Annotated in this window: 16 protein-coding genes; 2 read left to right on the top strand and 14 right to left on the bottom strand. The window is 52.4% G+C overall.

The genetic code is table 11. The features are described from left to right. Nucleotides 1–66: 66 nt before the first annotated feature. The 12 genes from AC6RNO_RS09880 to AC6RNO_RS09825 form a co-directional block, all read right to left on the bottom strand. Nucleotides 67–837 carry a glucose 1-dehydrogenase gene (locus AC6RNO_RS09880; RefSeq protein ID WP_497105394.1) on the bottom strand — a complete coding sequence of 257 codons (771 nt, stop codon included), beginning with the start codon at nt 835–837 and terminating at the stop codon, nt 67–69. Between the two features lie 302 nt (nt 838–1,139). After that, nucleotides 1,140–2,336, bottom strand: a complete 1,197-nt coding sequence (locus tag AC6RNO_RS09875; RefSeq protein ID WP_497105337.1) for a cytochrome P450 — start codon at nt 2,334–2,336, stop codon at nt 1,140–1,142. Nucleotides 2,337–2,365: 29 nt separating this feature from the next. Next, nucleotides 2,366–4,642, bottom strand: a complete 2,277-nt coding sequence (locus AC6RNO_RS09870; protein WP_497105336.1) for a glycoside hydrolase family 3 C-terminal domain-containing protein — start codon at nt 4,640–4,642, stop codon at nt 2,366–2,368. A 12-nt stretch (nt 4,643–4,654) separates the two neighbouring features. After that, nucleotides 4,655–5,656, bottom strand: coding sequence for an alpha/beta hydrolase (locus tag AC6RNO_RS09865; protein ID WP_474682127.1), 1,002 nt, complete (start codon nt 5,654–5,656; stop codon nt 4,655–4,657). 30 nt (nt 5,657–5,686) lie between these two features. Then, the gene (locus AC6RNO_RS09860; RefSeq protein WP_497105335.1) at nt 5,687–8,521 is read right to left on the bottom strand and encodes a family 78 glycoside hydrolase catalytic domain; all 2,835 of its coding nucleotides are present in this window, start codon (nt 8,519–8,521) and stop codon (nt 5,687–5,689) included. An 88-nt stretch (nt 8,522–8,609) separates the two neighbouring features. Continuing rightward, a complete protein-coding gene (locus AC6RNO_RS09855; protein ID WP_497105334.1) occupies nt 8,610–9,443 on the bottom strand; it encodes a helix-turn-helix domain-containing protein in 834 nt (277 codons plus the stop codon). Nucleotides 9,444–9,499: 56 nt separating this feature from the next. Next, nucleotides 9,500–10,153 carry an MFS transporter gene (locus AC6RNO_RS09850; protein WP_497105333.1) on the bottom strand — a complete coding sequence of 218 codons (654 nt, stop codon included), beginning with the start codon at nt 10,151–10,153 and terminating at the stop codon, nt 9,500–9,502. Next, the gene (locus tag AC6RNO_RS09845) at nt 10,150–10,287 is read right to left on the bottom strand and encodes a hypothetical protein (RefSeq protein WP_497105332.1); all 138 of its coding nucleotides are present in this window, start codon (nt 10,285–10,287) and stop codon (nt 10,150–10,152) included. Before AC6RNO_RS09845 ends, AC6RNO_RS09850 begins: the two co-directional genes overlap by 4 nt. A gap of 110 nt (nt 10,288–10,397) precedes the next feature. Next, on the bottom strand, nt 10,398–11,273 hold the full coding sequence (locus AC6RNO_RS09840; protein ID WP_474682123.1) for a carbohydrate ABC transporter permease: 876 nt from the start codon (nt 11,271–11,273) through the stop codon (nt 10,398–10,400). An 18-nt stretch (nt 11,274–11,291) separates the two neighbouring features. After that, on the bottom strand, nt 11,292–12,206 hold the full coding sequence (locus tag AC6RNO_RS09835) for an ABC transporter permease (RefSeq protein ID WP_474682122.1): 915 nt from the start codon (nt 12,204–12,206) through the stop codon (nt 11,292–11,294). Between the two features lie 79 nt (nt 12,207–12,285). Beyond that, a complete protein-coding gene (locus AC6RNO_RS09830; RefSeq protein ID WP_497105331.1) occupies nt 12,286–13,386 on the bottom strand; it encodes a cellulase family glycosylhydrolase in 1,101 nt (366 codons plus the stop codon). A gap of 16 nt (nt 13,387–13,402) precedes the next feature. Further along, entirely contained in the window at nt 13,403–15,049 is a 1,647-nt protein-coding gene (locus tag AC6RNO_RS09825) for an extracellular solute-binding protein (RefSeq protein ID WP_497105330.1), read from the bottom strand. A 188-nt stretch (nt 15,050–15,237) separates the two neighbouring features. On the opposite strand from AC6RNO_RS09825, the gene AC6RNO_RS09820 reads away from it, so the two are divergent. After that, the gene (locus tag AC6RNO_RS09820; RefSeq protein ID WP_497105329.1) at nt 15,238–16,914 is read left to right on the top strand and encodes a histidine kinase; all 1,677 of its coding nucleotides are present in this window, start codon (nt 15,238–15,240) and stop codon (nt 16,912–16,914) included. Between the two features lie 3 nt (nt 16,915–16,917). Next, nucleotides 16,918–18,525, top strand: coding sequence for a response regulator (locus AC6RNO_RS09815; protein WP_497105328.1), 1,608 nt, complete (start codon nt 16,918–16,920; stop codon nt 18,523–18,525). A 35-nt stretch (nt 18,526–18,560) separates the two neighbouring features. On the opposite strand, the gene AC6RNO_RS09810 is transcribed toward AC6RNO_RS09815, so the two are convergent. Beyond that, on the bottom strand, nt 18,561–18,794 hold the full coding sequence (locus AC6RNO_RS09810) for a hypothetical protein (RefSeq protein ID WP_497105327.1): 234 nt from the start codon (nt 18,792–18,794) through the stop codon (nt 18,561–18,563). Between the two features lie 61 nt (nt 18,795–18,855). Continuing rightward, complete coding sequence (locus AC6RNO_RS09805) at nt 18,856–19,125, bottom strand: hypothetical protein (RefSeq protein ID WP_497105326.1); 270 nt, start codon at nt 19,123–19,125, stop codon at nt 18,856–18,858. Between the last annotated feature and the right edge of the window lie 8 nt (nt 19,126–19,133).

The following is a 19,133-nucleotide window of genomic DNA, read 5'->3' as shown; positions in this document are numbered from 1 at the left end:
GCCGGCAGCTCCCAAAAAAGCAATCAGGGGTGCCCCTTACCTGGGCACCCCTGGTTCGCTTATGAATTATAACGTCAATCCGCCATCGACGACTACGATCGAGCCGGTCATATAACTGGAACTGTCGGAAGCCATGAAAGCGACAACCTCTGCCAGTTCCTCCGATTTGGCGTAACGCCCGATTCTCATGTTCGGGAATTCCTCCGGCACATATCCGCTTTCTTTAAGCTGTGCCGGCACCGAATCCGTCAAAGTTGTCGCAACTCCGCCCGGACAGATTGCATTTACCCGTATTCCTTTCCGCACGTATTCGATGGCGGCGGCTTTGGTTAAGCCGGCCACTCCGTGCTTGCTTGCCGTGTAGGAGGCAAGACTATGCTCCGCGCGTATGGCTGTCGTCGAAGCCGTGTTGATAATATTGCCGTATCCTTGCTGATCCATGACCTGAAGGGCGTATTTCATGCCAAGGAAAACCCCTTTCAGATTGACATCCAGCACCCGGCTGAATTCCTCTTCGGATATATCCTGGAACCGGCCGAATTTCTGCAGCATACCGGCATTGTTGAACAGAACGTCGATTTTGCCATACGTATCTACGGTTGTTCGCACATAGTTCTGGACGTCCGAACTTTTGGATACATCCGCCTGAACGAAGATGCCTTCTCCACCCATGCGTTTGACGAGCTCAAGCGTTTCCAGTCCGGTGTTCTCATTATAATCGACGAGAACCACCTTGGCGCCGCCCGCGGCAAGCTTCAAGCTGCTCGCCCGGCCGATCCCGCTCCCGGCCCCGGTCACAATGATAACCTTGCCTTCAAGGCTGGGAGTGGCAGACAAGGCCGGCACTTCGGTTTTCGGCGCTGCTTCGGAAGACGGGCGGTCAAAGGAGAGCTTCGACAAGTCGTCTTTCAGCGCTTGCAGCACTTCTGCCGGAATGTTGACTTGAGGCAATGCCGCCAGTTGATCGAGAGTGAAGGAAGAAGCCATTTGAAAGGCAGGCTCCTTGACAAACTCAGGCAAATGTCTGGTTAATACCGCTACCGCTTCCTCATGATTCAGCAGTTCTCCGATTTTGATGTTCGCGTTGTACGTCATAATACTCTACCTCCTGTATGATGATCTTGCTGTTATCGTTAAAGTTAGAACAAGACAGGAATCTCCTTAAGGCCTCGTATAATCATTCCTGGACGCCATTCCAGGTCGCTGCCGGCCGTCTTCAAACGCAATTCGGGCATTCTGCTAAGCAGCGTGCCAATGGCGATTTCGCCTTCCAACCGGGCCAGAGGAGCGCCGAGGCAGTAATGAATCCCTTTGCCGAAGGCGATATGGTTGTTCGCCTCCCGGGTAATGTCGAAGGTATCCGGCTCCGGGAACTGCTCAGCGTCGCGGTCGGCCGATGCGAAAGAAATAAACAGCATCTCGCCCTTGCGAATATGTTTGCCTCCGAGCTCCACGTCCTCCGTCGCCCATCGGATGTTGCTGACCTCGGCGGGCCCGTTGAAGCGTAAAATTTCTTCGATCGCCGAATGAATAAGCTCAGGCTTGCTTTGCAGCTTCTCCTTCTGTTCCGGATGCTCCAATAAAGCAAGCACGCCGTTCCCGATCAAGTTCACCGTCGTCTCATGACCGGCGATAATAAGCACGAATACGAGCGCATACATCTCATGCTCGGACAGAACATCCCCATCGTCCTCGACGCGAATCAGATCGCTGATCAAATCATTTTGCAGATGGCCGCGTCTTTTGGCAATCAAGTCCTGCAAGTACTCGACGAATGCGAGCATCACGGCATCGCTTTCCTCTTCGAATCGGGAATTGTTAACCCCTTCCATAATCACGTTCGACCAGTCGCGAAATTTATCCTGGTCTTCGATCGGCACGCCCAGCATTTCGCAGATGACAATAATAGGCAGCGGGAATGCGAAATCTTCGATCAGATTCATTTCCCTCTTGGCCTGCACCTTATCGAGAAGCTCATTGCCGATCTCCTCGATACGCCCTCTGAGCCGTTCGATCATCTGCGGCGTAAACGCCTTCTGAATCAGACGCCGCAAGCGGCGATGATCGGAAGGATTCACGCTTATCAGGTTGCGGGAAATAATCTCCTTGTGCGGCGGAACAGCCGCTCCGCCGTTTTCGGCCGCCATATATGGAGAATTCGTCACGAAACGCGCATCATTCAACACTTCCACGGCGTCATCGTATCGGGTGACAATCCATGCGTGATGTCCGTTCGGCATGAGAAAGCGGTACACCGGATCTTGAGCGCGAACTTCGCTGTAGGCAGGATACGGATTGCGAATAAATGGTTCATTCAGAAAATCAATTTTCGACATCAGAATTTCACTCCTCTATCCGATCTGTTTTAACCGTTTTTAACCGCGCCATTAAATTGTTCCAAAAGCAGGCCTAGCGTTTCCTCCGTCATCGCTCCGCCGGACCAAGGAAGCAGCCCGCGCAGCGGCATGTAACGCATCACCGCCATCATCATATCCGAGGAAACGGCGTCGGAAGGCTCTGTCGATTGAGAGAACATCCCTTGCATCTGTTCCAAGACGGGGCGCGTCTTCGGATTCTCCATAAGTTCGCCCATTGTTGTGTTGCGATGGAACGCCGGCACGAGCTCAATCGTGGACTGTACGTTCAAGGTTGACCTAAGCACGATATCGCGGGAAGAGCTGCCGATCAAGACTTCGTACGCACCCGATTCTACATGCCAATCGTTAAGCTCGGTGCTGTAATAAGCGAAGCTTCGCTTATCCAGTGTGAATGAAACCTGTTTCTCTTCACCCGGCTCCAGCGCAACCTTGGCGAAGCCTTTCAACTCCTTCTCCGGACGGATCACGCTTGAAGCTGCGCAGCGAACGTACAGCTGAACAATTTCTTGACCCGATCGGCTGCCCGTATTCTTCACATTCATGCTTACGTGAACGGTATCCTGGTCTGTGATATCGCTCTTGTCCATCGAAAGGCCGGAATAAGCGAACGTAGTGTAGCTTAGTCCGTAGCCGAATGGAAAGAGCGGTTCGATATCCTTTGCTTCGTAGTACCGGTACCCGACGAATATCCCCTCGCGGTATTCCACCCGGTCGCCTTCGCCGGGGAAATACGGGTGCGACGGATTCTGCTTCAAGCTCCGGGGGAACGTCTCCGCCAGCTTGCCGCTCGGATTGGCGTCGCCGAACAATAAATCGGCCACGGCTCCCCCGACCGCCTGGCCGCCCAAATACGCCTCCAGCACAGCTTTGACCCTGCCGAGCCAAGGCATGACAACCGGCGCGCCGTTGCTCAGCACCACGACGGTATTCGGTTGGACCGACGCGATTTGTTCGATCAGGCGCACCTGGTTCGGCGGCAAATCGAGGTGCGTCCGGTCATAGCCTTCCGATTCGTAGCGGTCGGGCAGACCGACGACCAGGACGGCTGTGTCACAATCTGCAGCCAACCTTTTGGCCTCCTCCAGTATGGCGTCGACGGTATCATCGATGTCCGGATCGTAGCCTTGCGCATAGCGGATTTCCACCCCATTGCCGGCCGATTTCCCGATTTCATCGTAAATGTTATCCAGCTTCGTCGGCTTAATATGGGAGCTGCCGCCGCCCTGATAACGAACCTGCTCCGCCATACCGCCGATAACCGCGATCTTGCCGGCTTTCGGCAGAGGAAGCAGGCTGCCGTCATTCTTCAGAAGCACAATCGTCTCCCTGGCGGTTTCGCGCGCAAACCGGTGATGTGCTTCTTGGTCGTAGACGGCATCGGTTTTCTTATTGTCTGCGGCTTTGAAAATAACATTCAACAGCCGCGCCACCGCTCTATCGAGCGCCTCCACAGACAATTGCCCGCTCTTCACCGCCGCCACGATCTTCTCTTGACCGATGCCGTTGCTGCTCGGCATCTCCAGCTCCATGCCGGCCGCTACACTATCCGCCGCCTCATTCACACCTCCCCAGTCGGAAACGACAAACCCTTCATGTCCCCATTCTTCTTTCAGAATGTCCGTGAGCAGTCTCTCGTTCTCGGAGCAGTACGTCCCGTTCAGGCGGTTGTATGAAGACATGACTGTCCAAGGCTGTGCTTTTTTGACGGCAATTTCGAAGCCGGTCAGGTAAATTTCGCGCAGCGTGCGCTCATCCACTACGGCATCGACAGTCATCCGCCGATGCTCCTGGTTATTCACGGCAAAATGCTTAAGCGATGTCCCCACACCCTGGCTTTGCACGCCCGCGATATGAGCGGCGGCCAGTTCTCCCGTCAGAAACGGGTCTTCCGAGAAATATTCGAAGTTCCGGCCGCACAGCGGCGACCGTTTGATATTCGCGCCCGGACCGAGCAAAATAGCGACGTCCTCCGCCTGGCTTTCCTTGCCCAGCGCTTCGCCGACGCGGCCGATCAGCTCGCGGTTCCATGAGCTTGCAAGTCCCGCCGCCGTCGGAAAGCAGGTCGACGGGACGCTCTCGTGCAAGCCCAGATGATCCTCTTGCCCGTTTTGCTTGCGCAGGCCGTGCGGTCCGTCCACCATCATGACGGACGGAATCCCGAGGCGGTCAATCGCCTTCGTCTTCCAGAAAGATGCGCCCGAGCAGAGGCCCGCTTTCTCCTCCAGCGTCATGGCGGCTATCAATTCATGAATGTTTCTTTCCATTTGGCACTCTCCTCAGCTAACAATCTGATCGACCGGTATCGCCCGGAGTTCCCGATTCAACCGGTCTATACCCTCTTCCGACAGCAGCCCGCCGCCGAATTCGATGATGGTTCGCAGCGGCACGCCCATTGCATCCTGCAATTGCGGACTTTCCGCAAGGATAGGCAGCGCGGTCTGTATGACTTGTCTGCAAGCCGGATTGTTCCATAATGCCCCCAGACGGACGTCCACATTGTATTCATGGACTGTCTCGTTCCACAACACCTCTTGATCCGCCGCAAAGCCGCCGAATACGTTCTCGATCCAAGCCGTGCACAGACCGAACCATCGGGCCGCGTCGGCATCGGCCATGGACCGCAGACCGCCTGAGGTGACCGGCTTCGCAAGGGATAGGCCATGCACGCCATTGCGAAAAATATGCAGCTCGAACGGCACCTTCGCGCGATCCAGCGCCGCCGCGAAAGCGATCGCATTGCTAACGGGCACGAGCGTATCCGCGAACGTATGAAAAATAAACGCCGGCGGCGTGGAAGCATCGACGGCTTCGTCCACGCCCGGCACAGGCGCTGGGAAGATGGCGCCCATCGACGCCAAGATGCAAGGATAACCGAGTATCATGGCATTAGGCCTTACTCTTCCCATAGTGCCTAAAGCGGCGGCCAAATGCCCTCCTGCCGAGAAGCCGCACACCGCAACCTTGTCCGGGTCGATTCCCCACTCCCCGCTGTGTTCCCGAATCAGCGTGAGCGCTTCTTCCGCATCATGGAGCGGTTTCGGGAACGCTGCGTTCTGATTGACAGAGTATCTCAGCACGAACGCCTGATATCCTTCCGCCAGGAACGCCATCGCGACCGGCTCGGCTTCTCTGTCCGAACATCCCCGATACCCGCCGCCGGGAAAAATAAGAATGGCCGGCCGGATGCGGGTGTTCGGCATCTCATGCGACTGATCCAGGAGATAGGCCGTTAACGTAACATTTTCATTGGCAAGCTGCCGGGTAAAAGTCCTCATCATGTTTTCCCCTCGCAAACGTAATAGGCTTTATCAGACTGGCACCGCCATCAGCCGTTCGTCCAACTGGTCCAGCACACCGGCTTCCATCGGATAATAGGCGGACAGATCCCTAAGCGATGCGTCCCCGACCGAAACGCTAAGCGTATCGGGATTGAGCGACTCCATGCCAGGGGGAAGAATGCTTTGAATAACCGCTTTGGCACCTTCATGACGAAGCAGCTCGACCAGCGGTGTCTTGGTGTTAAACTGCCTGATATAACTCTTAGTCGGCGTATAGTGAATGATATAGCTGCCGCTGGACAGTTCCAGCAGCGTGTCTTCGCCTTGCTGAACGCCGGTGATCCCGCTCTCGCTTACGAGCTGGCCGTTTACCTTGAAAGCCTTCACATCCGCATAAGGCAACCGGACGGAAGCCGACGCGTTGAACGGAATGACGAAATGGAACGTAAGCTGCCCTTCATCGCTGAATGCCCACTCGCTTTTATAGGTTCCGGCCGACGAATCCACTTGCGCCTTGGCCCATTTGAGGCGGAAATCCGGCTGCGGCGCCAGTTCTACGCGGCGGAAGCCCGGCGCCTCTTCGAGCGGATTGATTCCCGCAACCGTTCGGTACATCCATTCTGCAATCGCCCCGTACGCATAGTGGTTGAGCGAGTTCATGCCCGTGCTGCTCATGCTGCCGTCCGGCATAATCGAATTCCAGCGCTCCCATATGGTCGTCGCCCCCATCTTGACAGCATAGAGCCAGCTCGGATAATCATCGTTGAGCAGCAGCGTATAGGCAAGATCGCTGCATCCGTTATCCGAAAGCACCCGATTCAAGTAAGGGGTGCCGACGAAGCCGGTCTTCAGATGGTTGCGGTCGATCTTCAGCCGCTTGCGAAGTCCCTCTACCGCTCTTTCCTTGTAAGCATCCGGCACCAAATCCATGAACAAAGCCACCGCGTAGGCAGTTTGCGTATCGATCGCAATCCGGCCGTTCTTCGAGAAAAATTCATCCTCGATTGCGGCCTTCACCTCGTCCGATATTCGTCCGTAATAGGCGGCCAAATCTTCCTTCCCGAGCACCCTCGCGGCCTTCGCCAGCAGCTGTGCAGAATACCGGTAATACGCCGAGGCGATAAAATCCGTGTCCGTTCCGCCCATCGGGGAATCGGGGTTGCTGCCGTCAAGCGCCAGCCAGTCGCCGAAGTGGAAGCCGACCGTCCACAGCCGCCGTCCGCCCGATTCCTCATCCGTACGGATGATAAAATCGACCCAGCTCTTCATACTCTCGAACTGCTGCTCCAAGATAGCTTTATCGCCGTAATGGAGATACACGTTCCATGGAATAATCGTCGCCGCATCCGCCCAGGCGCTGGAGCCGCCGCCCTGCACATTGGCGGCGGGAACGACCATCGGCACCATACCGCCGCGCTCTTCCTGTTCCTTGCCCATGTCATATCCGTACTTGCCGAAGAATGCGTACGAATCCATGTTAAAGCAAGCGGCGCCGGAGAATACCTGCGCATCGCCCGTCCAGCCCATGCGTTCGTCCCGCTGCGGGCAGTCTGTCGGAACATCGAGGAAGTTGCCCTTCTGTCCCCACACGGCATTGAGGAACAGCCGGTTTACGAGCGGGTTGCTCGTCTCGAAACTGCCGGTTTCCTCAAGGTCGGAGTAGAGGACGCAGCCGGTGAAATCATCCGGGTTCAGCTCGCCCGGCCAGCCTTCGACCTTCACATACCGGAAGCCGTAGAACGTGAAATACGGACGCACGATCGCCTCCGAACCGTCAGCTGTATAACGATATTCCGCCTTCGCCGTACGCAGGTTGTCCCGATAGAAGCTGCCGTCCTGAAGCACTTCGCCATGATACAGCGAAATGACGGTTCCCTTGGGAGCATTCGTCCGGAATCGCATCCAACCGACCATGTTCTGCCCCATATCGAGCACCGTCTCGCCCGCCGGCGTATGAATAACCTCTACCGGCTTGCGCTCCTCCTTTACCACGACAGGCAAGCTGAGCCGCGCTTTCAGCCGGTCATAGCCGAGTTCGCCTTCGCGAACCGCGAACGTCCCGGGCGTCTCAAAGGTCGCGTCGTACACTTCTCCGTCATACAGATTACCGTCCATAATCTTACTTCTGGAAGCTGTCCAGTCCGTGTCGGACGCAATAACGGCCGTCGTGCCGTCGGCGTACGTTACGGCAATTTCACACAAGAGAGCGAACTCCTTGCCGTATATCTCGGCCGTATGTCCTTCGAAGCCGAACCGCCCTTTATACAGCCCGTTGCCGAGACTGACTTCAACCCGGTTCTCCCCTTGCCCGAGCAGCTCTGTCACATCGTAGGTCTGGTACTGCAGCCACTTCTGATACGCGTTAAAATGCGGCGCAAAGTACTCGTCGCCGGCTTTCACGCCATTGACTTCCAGCTCATACAATCCCAAACCGCAAACATAAGCGCGTGCCGACGCGATCGGCCTGTCCAACTCGAACGTCCTCTTCAGGACCGGGTGAAAGTCCTTGTCCATGTCAGGAACGATCCATTTGCCGGCCCATGGCTCGTCCAGCTTCGCGGTCTCGAACCAGGCGGGCTCGCTCACCGCATGGTCGCCGTTGTCCGCCCACACCTCCACGCGCCAATAGTAGCGGGTTCGCGGCTTCAGCTCGATCGGAAGCTCGAAGACGAGGCTATCGATATCTTCCCTCCTGCCGCTGTCGTAAACAACGCCGGTAAATGTATCATCCAAGGCGACCTCGTAACGGGCGGCGGTCTGTTTTTTCGCGTCCGTCTCCGTCACCACATAGGATAACCTCGGCTTATCCAGCGCGAATCCCAACGGATTGACGATACGGTTTGTTTTTAAACGAATGATCCTCATAGTCATCTCCCTCTCATGCAGTCACGTTTTTCCCCTCTAAAGATAACAGAGCCTCAGTCCGAAAAACTATGTGGAATCGCGCCATTTTTCAGAAGGCTCCCATGCGGTTGTAAAGCAGCCGGAACGCTGCCGGCGTCGTACCGTAATGCTCACGGAACAAGCGGTAAAAATAATTCATATCGCATATGCCGACCTTCTCCGCAATCGCCTGAACGCTCCAATTCGTATATTGAAGCATCCCACAGCTGTGGCGCATGCGAATTTCTTGCAGCATCTGCACATAGGAACGTCCGGTAAGAGACTTAAACAAACGTTGAAAATGCCGGGTGCTCATGAACACGAACCGGCTGATTTCCGATATAGGAAGCGGGTTCACAAACCGGAAGCCCATATGTTGAACCGCCTGGTGAATCGGCGCTTCATCGTTTTCAACGTACTGTACATCGGTCTTCTCAGGTTTGGATTGAAGCAGCATCACCAGTTGCTTCCATAAAGAGAAGAGTCCCGCAGGGGCTTCAGTCGGTTTCTGCTGTTCGACTAATATACGGTCCAGAAGCCGCCTGAATTCGCCGTCATGCTCGCGGTATACCCGCGGGTGCTTAAGCTTATGGGATTCCGCCGCTTCCAGCATGTCCGAGCGAAACAAGCAATTGATGATCCTGAGCGGCTGTTCGCCCGTCAGCTCCTGCGGCTGGAATACGTGCGAGACGTATGCCGGAATGAGAAACAAATCGCCTTCGGACACGCGCAGGATGCTTTCTCCGATATAATGCAGTCCCTCTCCCTCTTGTACATAAGCGATTTCGATACAATCATGCTGATGCCTCATCAAATAAAGGGACTCTTCGGTCAATGCCGCATGGATCGGCACGTCGTCCTTGAAGAAATAACTTCCGGGAAATACCGGGTAATCCCAATCCATTCCGGCATCGGCCTCCTTTCAATCGGCAAGTCGGAAGCGTGGACCCTCGAACCCTGCTAAACGATGAGATCCTTGCGGCGTTCCAGGTCGTCCAAAATACGCGTGTATTGTTTTTCCAGAGAATAAAAGAACATCAGTATGGCAATACCCGCATAAATAGCCAGCGGAATATAAATATTAAATATGATGATCATATGCTTGGCCGACTCCGCCTGAACCGCCGCTCCCTCCTGGTAATGGCCCCAGGCCAGCAGCCAGCCGATTAATGCCGTCCCCAACGCAGTACCCATTTTGCCAAAGAAGCCGCTCACGCTATTCGTCAGTCCTACGATGCGCTGTCCGTGCTTCCACTCCCCGTATTCGATCGTATCGGCCATGAGCGGCGAGAGCACAATCATAAGCGGAATCATCCCGAATGTCTGAATCAGCGAACCGATGAGGCCGAGCGTGATACTCGCCGGATCGATAATGCGCAAAAGCAAACCAAAGATCCCTATTATAAGCCCAAGGATCGCCATATTTCGTCTGCCGATTCGCTTGATGGCCGGTCCGGAGAGCAAGAAAACGACAATGACCGGAATAAGACCGATGCCGCCCATGATGCTGACCAGGTTGACATCGTTCCAAACATATTTGGCATAATACATCCCTGCAGTACCGGCCATTGCAAACAAGATGCTGGCTAACATGCCGGCAACAGCGATGATCACGCCAGCCCTGCGGAAACCCCGACGACATCCGTATAGTAATAGGTGATCATCCCTAGCAAGCCGGTTGAGATATTAAGCGAGAATTGCCCCAATGCATCTCCCGCCAAAGCTTTATTAGACAGTTCTCTCTCCATAGTCATTCCTCCATAGAAGCCTTCTAGGTTGTACTATCCCAGTGTACAAAACTATGATGCTGCGTTATATAACTCGATCTAAAGGTTAAATAACGGAATCTTAGCTTCTCCTATTCCTTAACGGCCCCAATGACGATCCCTGCGGTAAAGAACCGCTGCAGCACCGGATAAATGACAAGAATAGGGAGTGCTCCGATCACAATTTGAGCGGACATGAGCGCTTGGAAATTGGTCTGCGCCAGTTCCTTGGCATTGTTGGAGTTCACATCGGGCATGGCGATGATAGACTTCAGATACGTAGCCAGCGGCACATGGTTGGATTTCATATAAATGCTGCCGTCCAGCCAGGCGTTCCAGTCGTTCACGATCATGAACAATCCGACTGTTGCCAATACGGGAAGCGATAAAGGCAAGAAAATCTTGCTGAATACGATCCAATGATTGGCCCCGTCCATGAACGCCGCTTCTTCCAGCTCTTTGGGCAAGGCTTTAAAAAAGTTCATGATGAGAATCAGGTTGAAAATGTTGACGGCTCCCGGGAGCACCAGAGCCCAGATGGAGTCGTAGAGCCCGATCTTCGTCACTACCAGATAAGTCGGAATCATGCCGCCGTTAAACAGCATCGCTGCAACAAAGAAACCGACAAAAAAGCGATACCCTCCGATTCCGTCGCGGCCTCCGCCCTTGGACATCACATAAGCGGCCGAGCAAGTAACGCTCAAGCCGATCACAAAACTGAAGATTACCCGCTCCACTGAGACGATTAAGGATTGGTACAACTCCGGGTTGCCCAGAGCCTTCTTGTAGGAAAACAAAGTGGGCCCGATGGGCCAGAAAGTTACATCATGTGCGGCAACCGCCGGCGCGGAACTGAAGGAAACGGAAACGACATGCACCATCGGGATGAGACAAAGTAAGGCAAGCACACTTAAACATACATAGTTGACGCCTAGAAACATGCGGTAGCCTTTGCTTATTGCCTGCAAGGCGGACCCTCCTCGCTCTTAAAAAATTTTGTAGCCCGCAAATTTCCCGGCCAGCCTGTACGAAGTTACAATCAGCGCCAATCCGACTACGGATTTGAACAGACCCATCGCTGTTGAAATACTAAAGTTCCCGCTGATCAGACCCATTCGGTATACGAACGTATCTATGATATCGCCGGTTTGGTAAACGAGCGGATTGTACAAATTGAAGATTTGATCAAAGCCGGCATTCAAGACTTGGCTGAGCGACAACGTAACGACCACGACGAGCGTCGGTACGAGCGATGGGATCGTAACGTACAGCGTCTGCTTCCACCGTCCCGCGCCATCGATTTCCGCCGCCTCGTATAACGCAGGATTAATGCCCGCAAGCGCTGCTAAAAACAGAATCGAACCGTATCCGAATTCCTTCCAAATTTCAGTAACTACCATCGTCACCCGAAAATATTGGTTATCGCCGAGGAAGAAAATCGGCTTGATTCCGAATACATGCTGGAGAAATTGATTCACTATACCGCCGTTCGGGGCCAAAATTTCCATAAACACGCCGCCCAAAACAACCCACGATAAAAAGTGCGGAAGAAAAACGACCGTCTGAATCGTATTTCTCATGAATTTATGACGAGCCTCATTCAACAAAAGCGCGAAGGAGAATGTTGCAATTGTACCGAAGACGATTTTCAGCACGGCAATGATGAACGTGTTCCAAATGACCTGCGTGCTGTCCGGGTAGGTAAACAAGAACTTGAAATTGTCCATCCCGACCCACCTGGAATGCAGTATCCCCGAATAAGGCTTATAGTCCTGAAAAGCCATGACGATTCCGCCCATCGGAACGTAAACAAAAATCAGCGTCAAGATGACGGCCGGCAGCAGCATCAGATATAACTGCCATCTGTCACGCCGCCTTGTCCCCTTTTGAATGACTTCCATATCTTTCACTCCTGCCTGCTTAATGAGGAAGGACAGGCATGAGCCTGTCCCGCCCTTGAACTAACCGAATTGTACCGTTTTACCCAGGGAGCTTTGAGCCGATGCCTTCCGGTAAACTCGTTGAGGATATCGGAATCAGGGCGTCCAGTAAGCCCTTGTGCCAATCATTGGCTTCACGGTTATATACGCCGAATCCGGCTTCGAACGCCCAGTAGGCCCATGACATGTTCAGCCGTTCGGCTTCTTGGCGAACAAACGCCGCCCATCTTGCCCGAGATTCCATATCTGCCAGCGCTATCGCGCCAAACTCTCCCATCCAAAGCGGACGATTATTCTGTTTGCTCCAGGCCGCCGCCGCTTCCAATTCTTTCGCGATTTGATGCGGGCCCGCCGGGTTTGCGGCCGACGGTTCGTTATTGTACGATTCGAAGAATTGTACGGCAAAGTCGTATGCCTTCACAGCTTCCGACAAGACTACGGGAGATTCAGGAGGCCCCGGCCAGCTGACTCCCAGTGTCTGGAATGCGCCGTTCACTTCCGGCGGCATCCAGGTAGCCCCCTGATGCGTGAAGAATGCAGGATTGTAATAATGAAATGTAGCGATCAGATTTTGTTCGCCCGCCGGTAATTGCAGCTTTTGGAGGCCGGAAATCATATTCCAGTCGACACCGCCGACGATCAGGGTGTGCACGGGGTCAATCTTTCTGATTTCTGCAATTGCCTCGGCAAGAAGCTGGTTCCACTTCTCTGCGGTGACGGCTCCGAACGGTTCGTTCAGCAATTCAAAATAAAGCGAGCTTGGCCGATCCTTATATCGCTCAGCGATCTGTTTCCATAAGGCGATGAAGCGGTCATGATGTCCGTCAGCGTCCTGCATGATTTCATCATAGTGATGAATGTTAATGACGGTATTTAGACCATAAGAAAGAGCGGAGTCGACGACTTCGTCCACCCGTCCGAAAAACGAAGAACTGACCGGGAAAGGGGCTGCGGTTTCGGCTTTGTTCGACCACTTGACCGGAATCCTGACGGAATCGAAACCGGCTTCTTTGATCATTTTGAAATACCTGTCTTCGATCCTGCTCCCGCTCACCCCCTCTTGGGGCGTATCAAGCGCATCGCCCAGATTGATGCCGCGTCCAAGTTTTCTATTTTGCTCAAAGGCATGCAGAACTGTCATAGCAAATCCCCCCATTTTATTTTACGGAATTGAACCAATCGTTAACTTCTTTCGTGACCTGGTCGCCGCCGGAAGCTTTCCACTGTTTGACAAAGTTATCGAATTCATCGACCGGAGCTTTTCCGTAAATAATTTGCGTGAACGTATCAAGCTCCAATTTCCTCAAGAATTCCCCTCGGGTGCTTTGCGTGGATGTCGTCGGACCGGTAAACAGATCGGGCATATCCGAACCTTTTTGATCGATGGCAATCAATTTTGCTTTCCCTTGTCTGGCTGTAAGCGGATTAGGATCGGCGGCGTCTTTCTTGGCATCTCCGTCAACTTTAGACAGCGGATACGGCAGCCAGCTTAAGAGCGTATATTTTTCAGTATTAAAAGCTTTATCATCGACGTTATTCACTTGTTGACCGTCTTGAATCTCATAATCATAGTGCTCTTGAAATCCTTTCAACGCGAGCGGATCGCCCGATGCGCCGGCATCCCATAATGTATTCATATAGTGGAAGAATGCCTCTAACGCCTCCTGGGAAATATCTTTGTTGATTACAACGCCGCCAAGGAAAGGCTCGTTTACCACATTCCCTTTTTTACCGTCAGGTCCGGGCGGGAGAGCATACGGTTCATAATCGGCTTTCGGATCCTTCGCGTATGCCATGGAACCCGGATATGACGGGAACCAGTATTGCCCGGCTACAATTCCCACCTTGCCGGAGGCGACGTCCTCCACGACTTTATTCCAATCGTGAAGTCCGATATCTTCGGCGATATACCCTTTGTCCTTCCATTCCTTGAGCTTGGCAAGAGCAGGTTTGATACCGGGCTGAACGGAGCCGAACGCAAGCTTCCCGTCGGCATCTTTGTTCCATTGACCCGGGATGCTGCCGTAAGCTCCGAACAGCCAGGAAATATCCCCGACCGCATAACCGATCATTTGATCCTTCATGCCAAAATCAAGCGGTATCGTATCTTTTTTCCCATTGCCGTCCGGATCCCGATTCGCAAAAGCGTCCATAATCGTCTCCAGATCGGCCAGCGATTTCGGGGCCTGCAGACCAAGCTTGTCCATCCAATCCTTGCGGATCCAAAGAACCGGCTCGGATGACAGCGTCGGTTGGAGCCTTGGGATCGCCATCTTCTGCTTCCCGCGCCCGAACGGCAGCCATGCGTCCGGCTGTTCCGCCGCTCCGGCTTTCCACGCTTTCCCGGCGTACTTGTCAAAGACGCTATCGATCGGCATGACTTTGCCCGAATCAATAAACATATTTAGGGTATCTTTATTTGTAGTGTAAATAATATCCGGGAGCTTATCTCCGGAAGAGAGCATCAATTTCAGCTTTGTATCGTAAGAACCATCAGCCTGCGGGGCCGACCAAAGCGTTTTCATATCCACCCCGAGCGCTTCCTTCGCCCATTTGGTGTGGACGTTGTTTTCGTAAGTCTCTCCGCTTTTGAACCTTGCCGTCGGATCGGTACCTCTTACTGTGGTAATCGTGACCGGCGGATCAATCTTTCCGTTCACAGTATGAAGTTTGGAGCCGGACGCGCTCGCCGGTGCAGAAGCGGACGGCGACGGTTCGGAAGACTGGGAGCTGCAGGCCGTAATCGATCCCAGGCTGACGAGAACCGCAAGTGAAGATGCAGCAAATCTAAGTGTCTTCGTCATTGATGTAACCCCTCTCATGCTCTTTATTTTTCACCTTATTATAGAACGGCGCTATACGCCCCGATATATCTCTAAACAAACCTGTGATAACGCATTCCAAACATACGTGCAATATGCGGCATTTCCAAGTTGTAATTGCCACCAGCCAAGACTACAATGGGGCTATCCCGACCGAAAGGAGCAAGCGGATGCTCAACAACTATAAAACATTCATGATGATCAATGTGCTGCTCTTATGTTCCACTTTATGTATTCTGGGTATGTATACCTATTCCATAAATACAAGTCTACAGGTCGTCCAATCCGATATCCAAAGCAGCAATTTGAGCCAGGTTCAATTTGCCGTAAATAACCTTGACCGCAGTGTAGAGCAATTGGATATGCTTGCGGTTTCCATTGATCAAGACAAACTTGTCGCTTTGCTGCCGTCGCTGGATATCATGGATTCCTACGGTCGGGTTCAGCTTATCAGGGATCTGTCGTCCAAACTTAGCTATCAAAGCCTATCGCTCGGCTGGACCAACAAAATCGCCATCTGGTCTCCCATCATTCATAGCTGGATCGGCACATCGTTAACCGCTTTGAAGACGCCCCCTGCCGGAACTGACCGGAAGTGGAATCTGGACCCTGCCTCCTACATTTTTGTCAAAGAAATGGCTGGAAAGGGCTTCACTATACAAGTTACGTTCCCGACAGACAATTTGACGAAAATTTTGGATGGCGCCAAGCATGTGGGCAAAAACGATCCCTTTTTCTATCAAGCGGGAATGCCGCTGCTGTTGAATTCAACCTCCGACGGCACTAGATCCGAGCAATTGATGCAGGCTCTATCCGAACGCCTTAAGGCCGATTCCGACACGGAAATCGTCGTTCTGAACGACAACAAATATCTCGTGAATTATATGAAATCGCAAAATCTCGGCATGTATATGATCGATTACACGCCGCTTGATGTGGCCCTGAAGCCTATAATCACAACCAAAAACCGGTTCTATCTCGCATGCGCCGTCCTCTTCGTCGCCGGCATCGCAATAGCATTTTCCTTATACCGAAAAGTTCAAATCCCGATTCTTGAATTGCTGAAGGGAGTACGCCTTCTCAAAAACGGCGAATTCTCCGCAAGAATCCGGCGCCGCAGCAATAACGAATTCGACAGTCTATACGCCAACTTCAATGAAATGGCTGCGCAAATAGAAGAGCTGATCGAAAAGGTATACAAAGAGAAAATCGTATCCAGGGAAGCATTGCTGAAGCAGCTGCAAGCCCAAATCAATCCTCATTTCTTATATAATTGCCTGTTTTTCATCAACAACTCGGTTCGCCTCGGCAACGAAGAAGCGGTTACGGCGATGACCCAGAATTTGGCCGAATATTTCCGTTATACGACCCGGCTGGAAGAACCCATGACAACGGTTCAAAAAGAAATGTCCGTCGTTGACAAATATCTCGCTATCCAAAAGCTGCGGATGGACAGGCTTCGCTACGAAATCCGCATTCCCGACTCCATGAACCGGTTGACGATTCCGAAACTGTTGATTCAGCCGTTAGTCGAGAATGCGGTCATCCACGGGATCGAGAAGAAACAGTCAGCCGGCAGGATCATCATCACCGGTGCCGAGACCCACACGGATTACAGGATCAGCGTGGAAGACGACGGACAGGGTATGACGGAGGAAGAGATAAGAACCATCAAGCTGAAAATGAAACAACCGCTTGACGATGCGATGGGATGTGCGCTGTGGAATATTCAGCAGCGTTTGAGCATTCATTTTCATACATGCTCGGGCATGGAGTTTAGCCAAAGCCCGCTCGGGGGATTGTGCGTCACTTTATTTTGGAGCAAGTCTGAGACGAAAGAGGGATAGCAGATGTATCAGTTATTAATCGTGGATGATGAAAGAACCGTTGTAGACAGCCTGGCTCTGACCATTCCTTGGTCCGATTACGGCATCGAGGCCGTATATCAAGCCTATTCCGCTGCGGAGGCGCTGAAAATTGCAGGAGAGCATGTGATTGACGTTCTGATTACCGACATACGGATGCCGGAAATGGACGGACTCGAATTACTGGCGAACATAAACCAGTTGTCCCGCAAGATCAAATGTATTATTTTATCGGGGTACGACGATTTTCAATATGCCCAAACAGCGATGCAGCAGAACGCATTCAATTATTTGCTGAAGCCTGTCGTCATCGAAGAACTGGTAGCTTCCGTCCAAAAAGCATTAGAGGCCCTTCAGGCGGAATGGCAAGAAGTCAGCTCCTACCAGAGTATTCAATATACCCTTCAGTCCAACTTGCCCTTGCTCAAGGATCAACTGCTCGGCGACCTGCTCAAGAAGAAGCCGATGCCTGCTTCCGTATTTCAGGAACGTCTTTTTCTTTTAGGGTTATCCTTCCATCATGGCGACCCTTTTATTCTCATGCTTGTACGTTTGGAAGAGGACTTCTCGGGGTATGATCTTCACTCGCTTTCCCTGCTTGAGTATGCCGTAACAAACATTGCCGAAGAAGTATTTCAGGACGTATTTGAATTATGGCACTGCATTTCCGAGCAGGGATATCTGGTCTTTCTCGTTAAAGCCAAGAAACGGGCGGAAGCGATGAAGCTCGCGGATTCTTTCGCGGTCAAACTGCAAAGTCATGTCCAGACCTTCCTGAAGGGGAATATTTCCATTTGTCTCAGTCCCGTTCATTCGTTCCCCGATAGTATCGCTGAACTGTATCAGCGTTCCGTGGCATGGATTAACCGCCATGTAGGAACGAATAAAAGTTATTTCATTACGCTCCCCGATGAAGATACGAACGGTCAGCCGGAGTCTTCGCCGATCAACTTGTTCGAGCCTCCGCTTCTTCCTCAATTGCTCGAATCCGGCAGTTGGGACGAAGCCCTGATGAAATTGGAACGTACCCTTCATCTGTCCGATCATGAGTTCGAATTCACCTATGATCAGTTGTACAGCATCTTCCTGTACCTGTCTTCTTCTCTTGCGATCGGTATTCTCAAGAACGGCGGCGAGCTGAAGGAGCAGCTCAGCGATGATTTCGAATGGTTTCTGAGGAAAACCAATTTCCTGTCCAAGCAGCGTTTGTATGATTGGGCAGCCCGAGTGATCGGCATACTAAAAGACAGCTCAAGCACTCATATGGAAAGCGCTCAGAATCTCATCACGGCCAAAGTACGCGCTTATATTCAAGAGCATCTTTCCGAAGGTGTTTCCCTGCAGCTGGTTGCCGATCACATCGGCCTCCACCCTGTGTACCTGTCCAAAGTGTATAAAACCGTTACCGGAGAAACGATTGGCGATTATTTATACGCTTTGCGCATGGAAAAAGCGGCCTATTTGCTCAAAAGCACCGATCTCAAAATTTCCGACATCAGCTCCAAGCTGGGTTTTCTGGCTCCGCCTCATTTCATCAAGATCTTTAAAAAGCATTATGGATGCACGCCACAAGAATATCGATTCGATTCGTGAAACTAAAGCATCCGCCTCCCGGCGGATGCTTTTCTTTACATATTCCCATCTTCGTTCAAATCATTGAAATACACGACCACCTGATCCAGCAGATAGGTCAACCGGTAGCTCTGCTCTTCCCCCAGAAAATCAACTAACCCTCTTATTTGGTCTGCAAAAGCAATTTCAACATGATCGGCTTCATCATCTCCTTGTTCCCACTTTATTTTCCTGGTCAATTGTATCGTTCGAATAAGCTCCGTGATAAGCGACTGTTTCATACTATCCATACTTACCCTCGCTTCTTTAAATTGAAGTTAGCCCACCATGCCGATTCTTATTTAAAAGTTTTCAGCAACCGTTTGGCGCTTCCGCTCTCCGTGTCGAGCGCCAAAGCAATGAATCCGGTTTGCCAAAATTTTTGCTGCATAGAAGTACATCTGCGACCTGTTCGATTGGAGCGCTGATGGTTTGCCTCGCAATCACTTCCGTTTTAACCGCCCTTGGCGCCAATTGCACGGTTGCCGCCCCGGTTCCTCCCGAAACTGAGCAGCCAACGGCCATGACCGAAGCGGCGGCGAGTAAAACGATAATAGCTAACGATCGGTTTCTGAATATCATCTTCGGGT

Source organism: Paenibacillus sp. sgz302190 (assembly GCF_059820445.1).
This window is presented reverse-complemented; position numbering and strand designations above follow the sequence as displayed.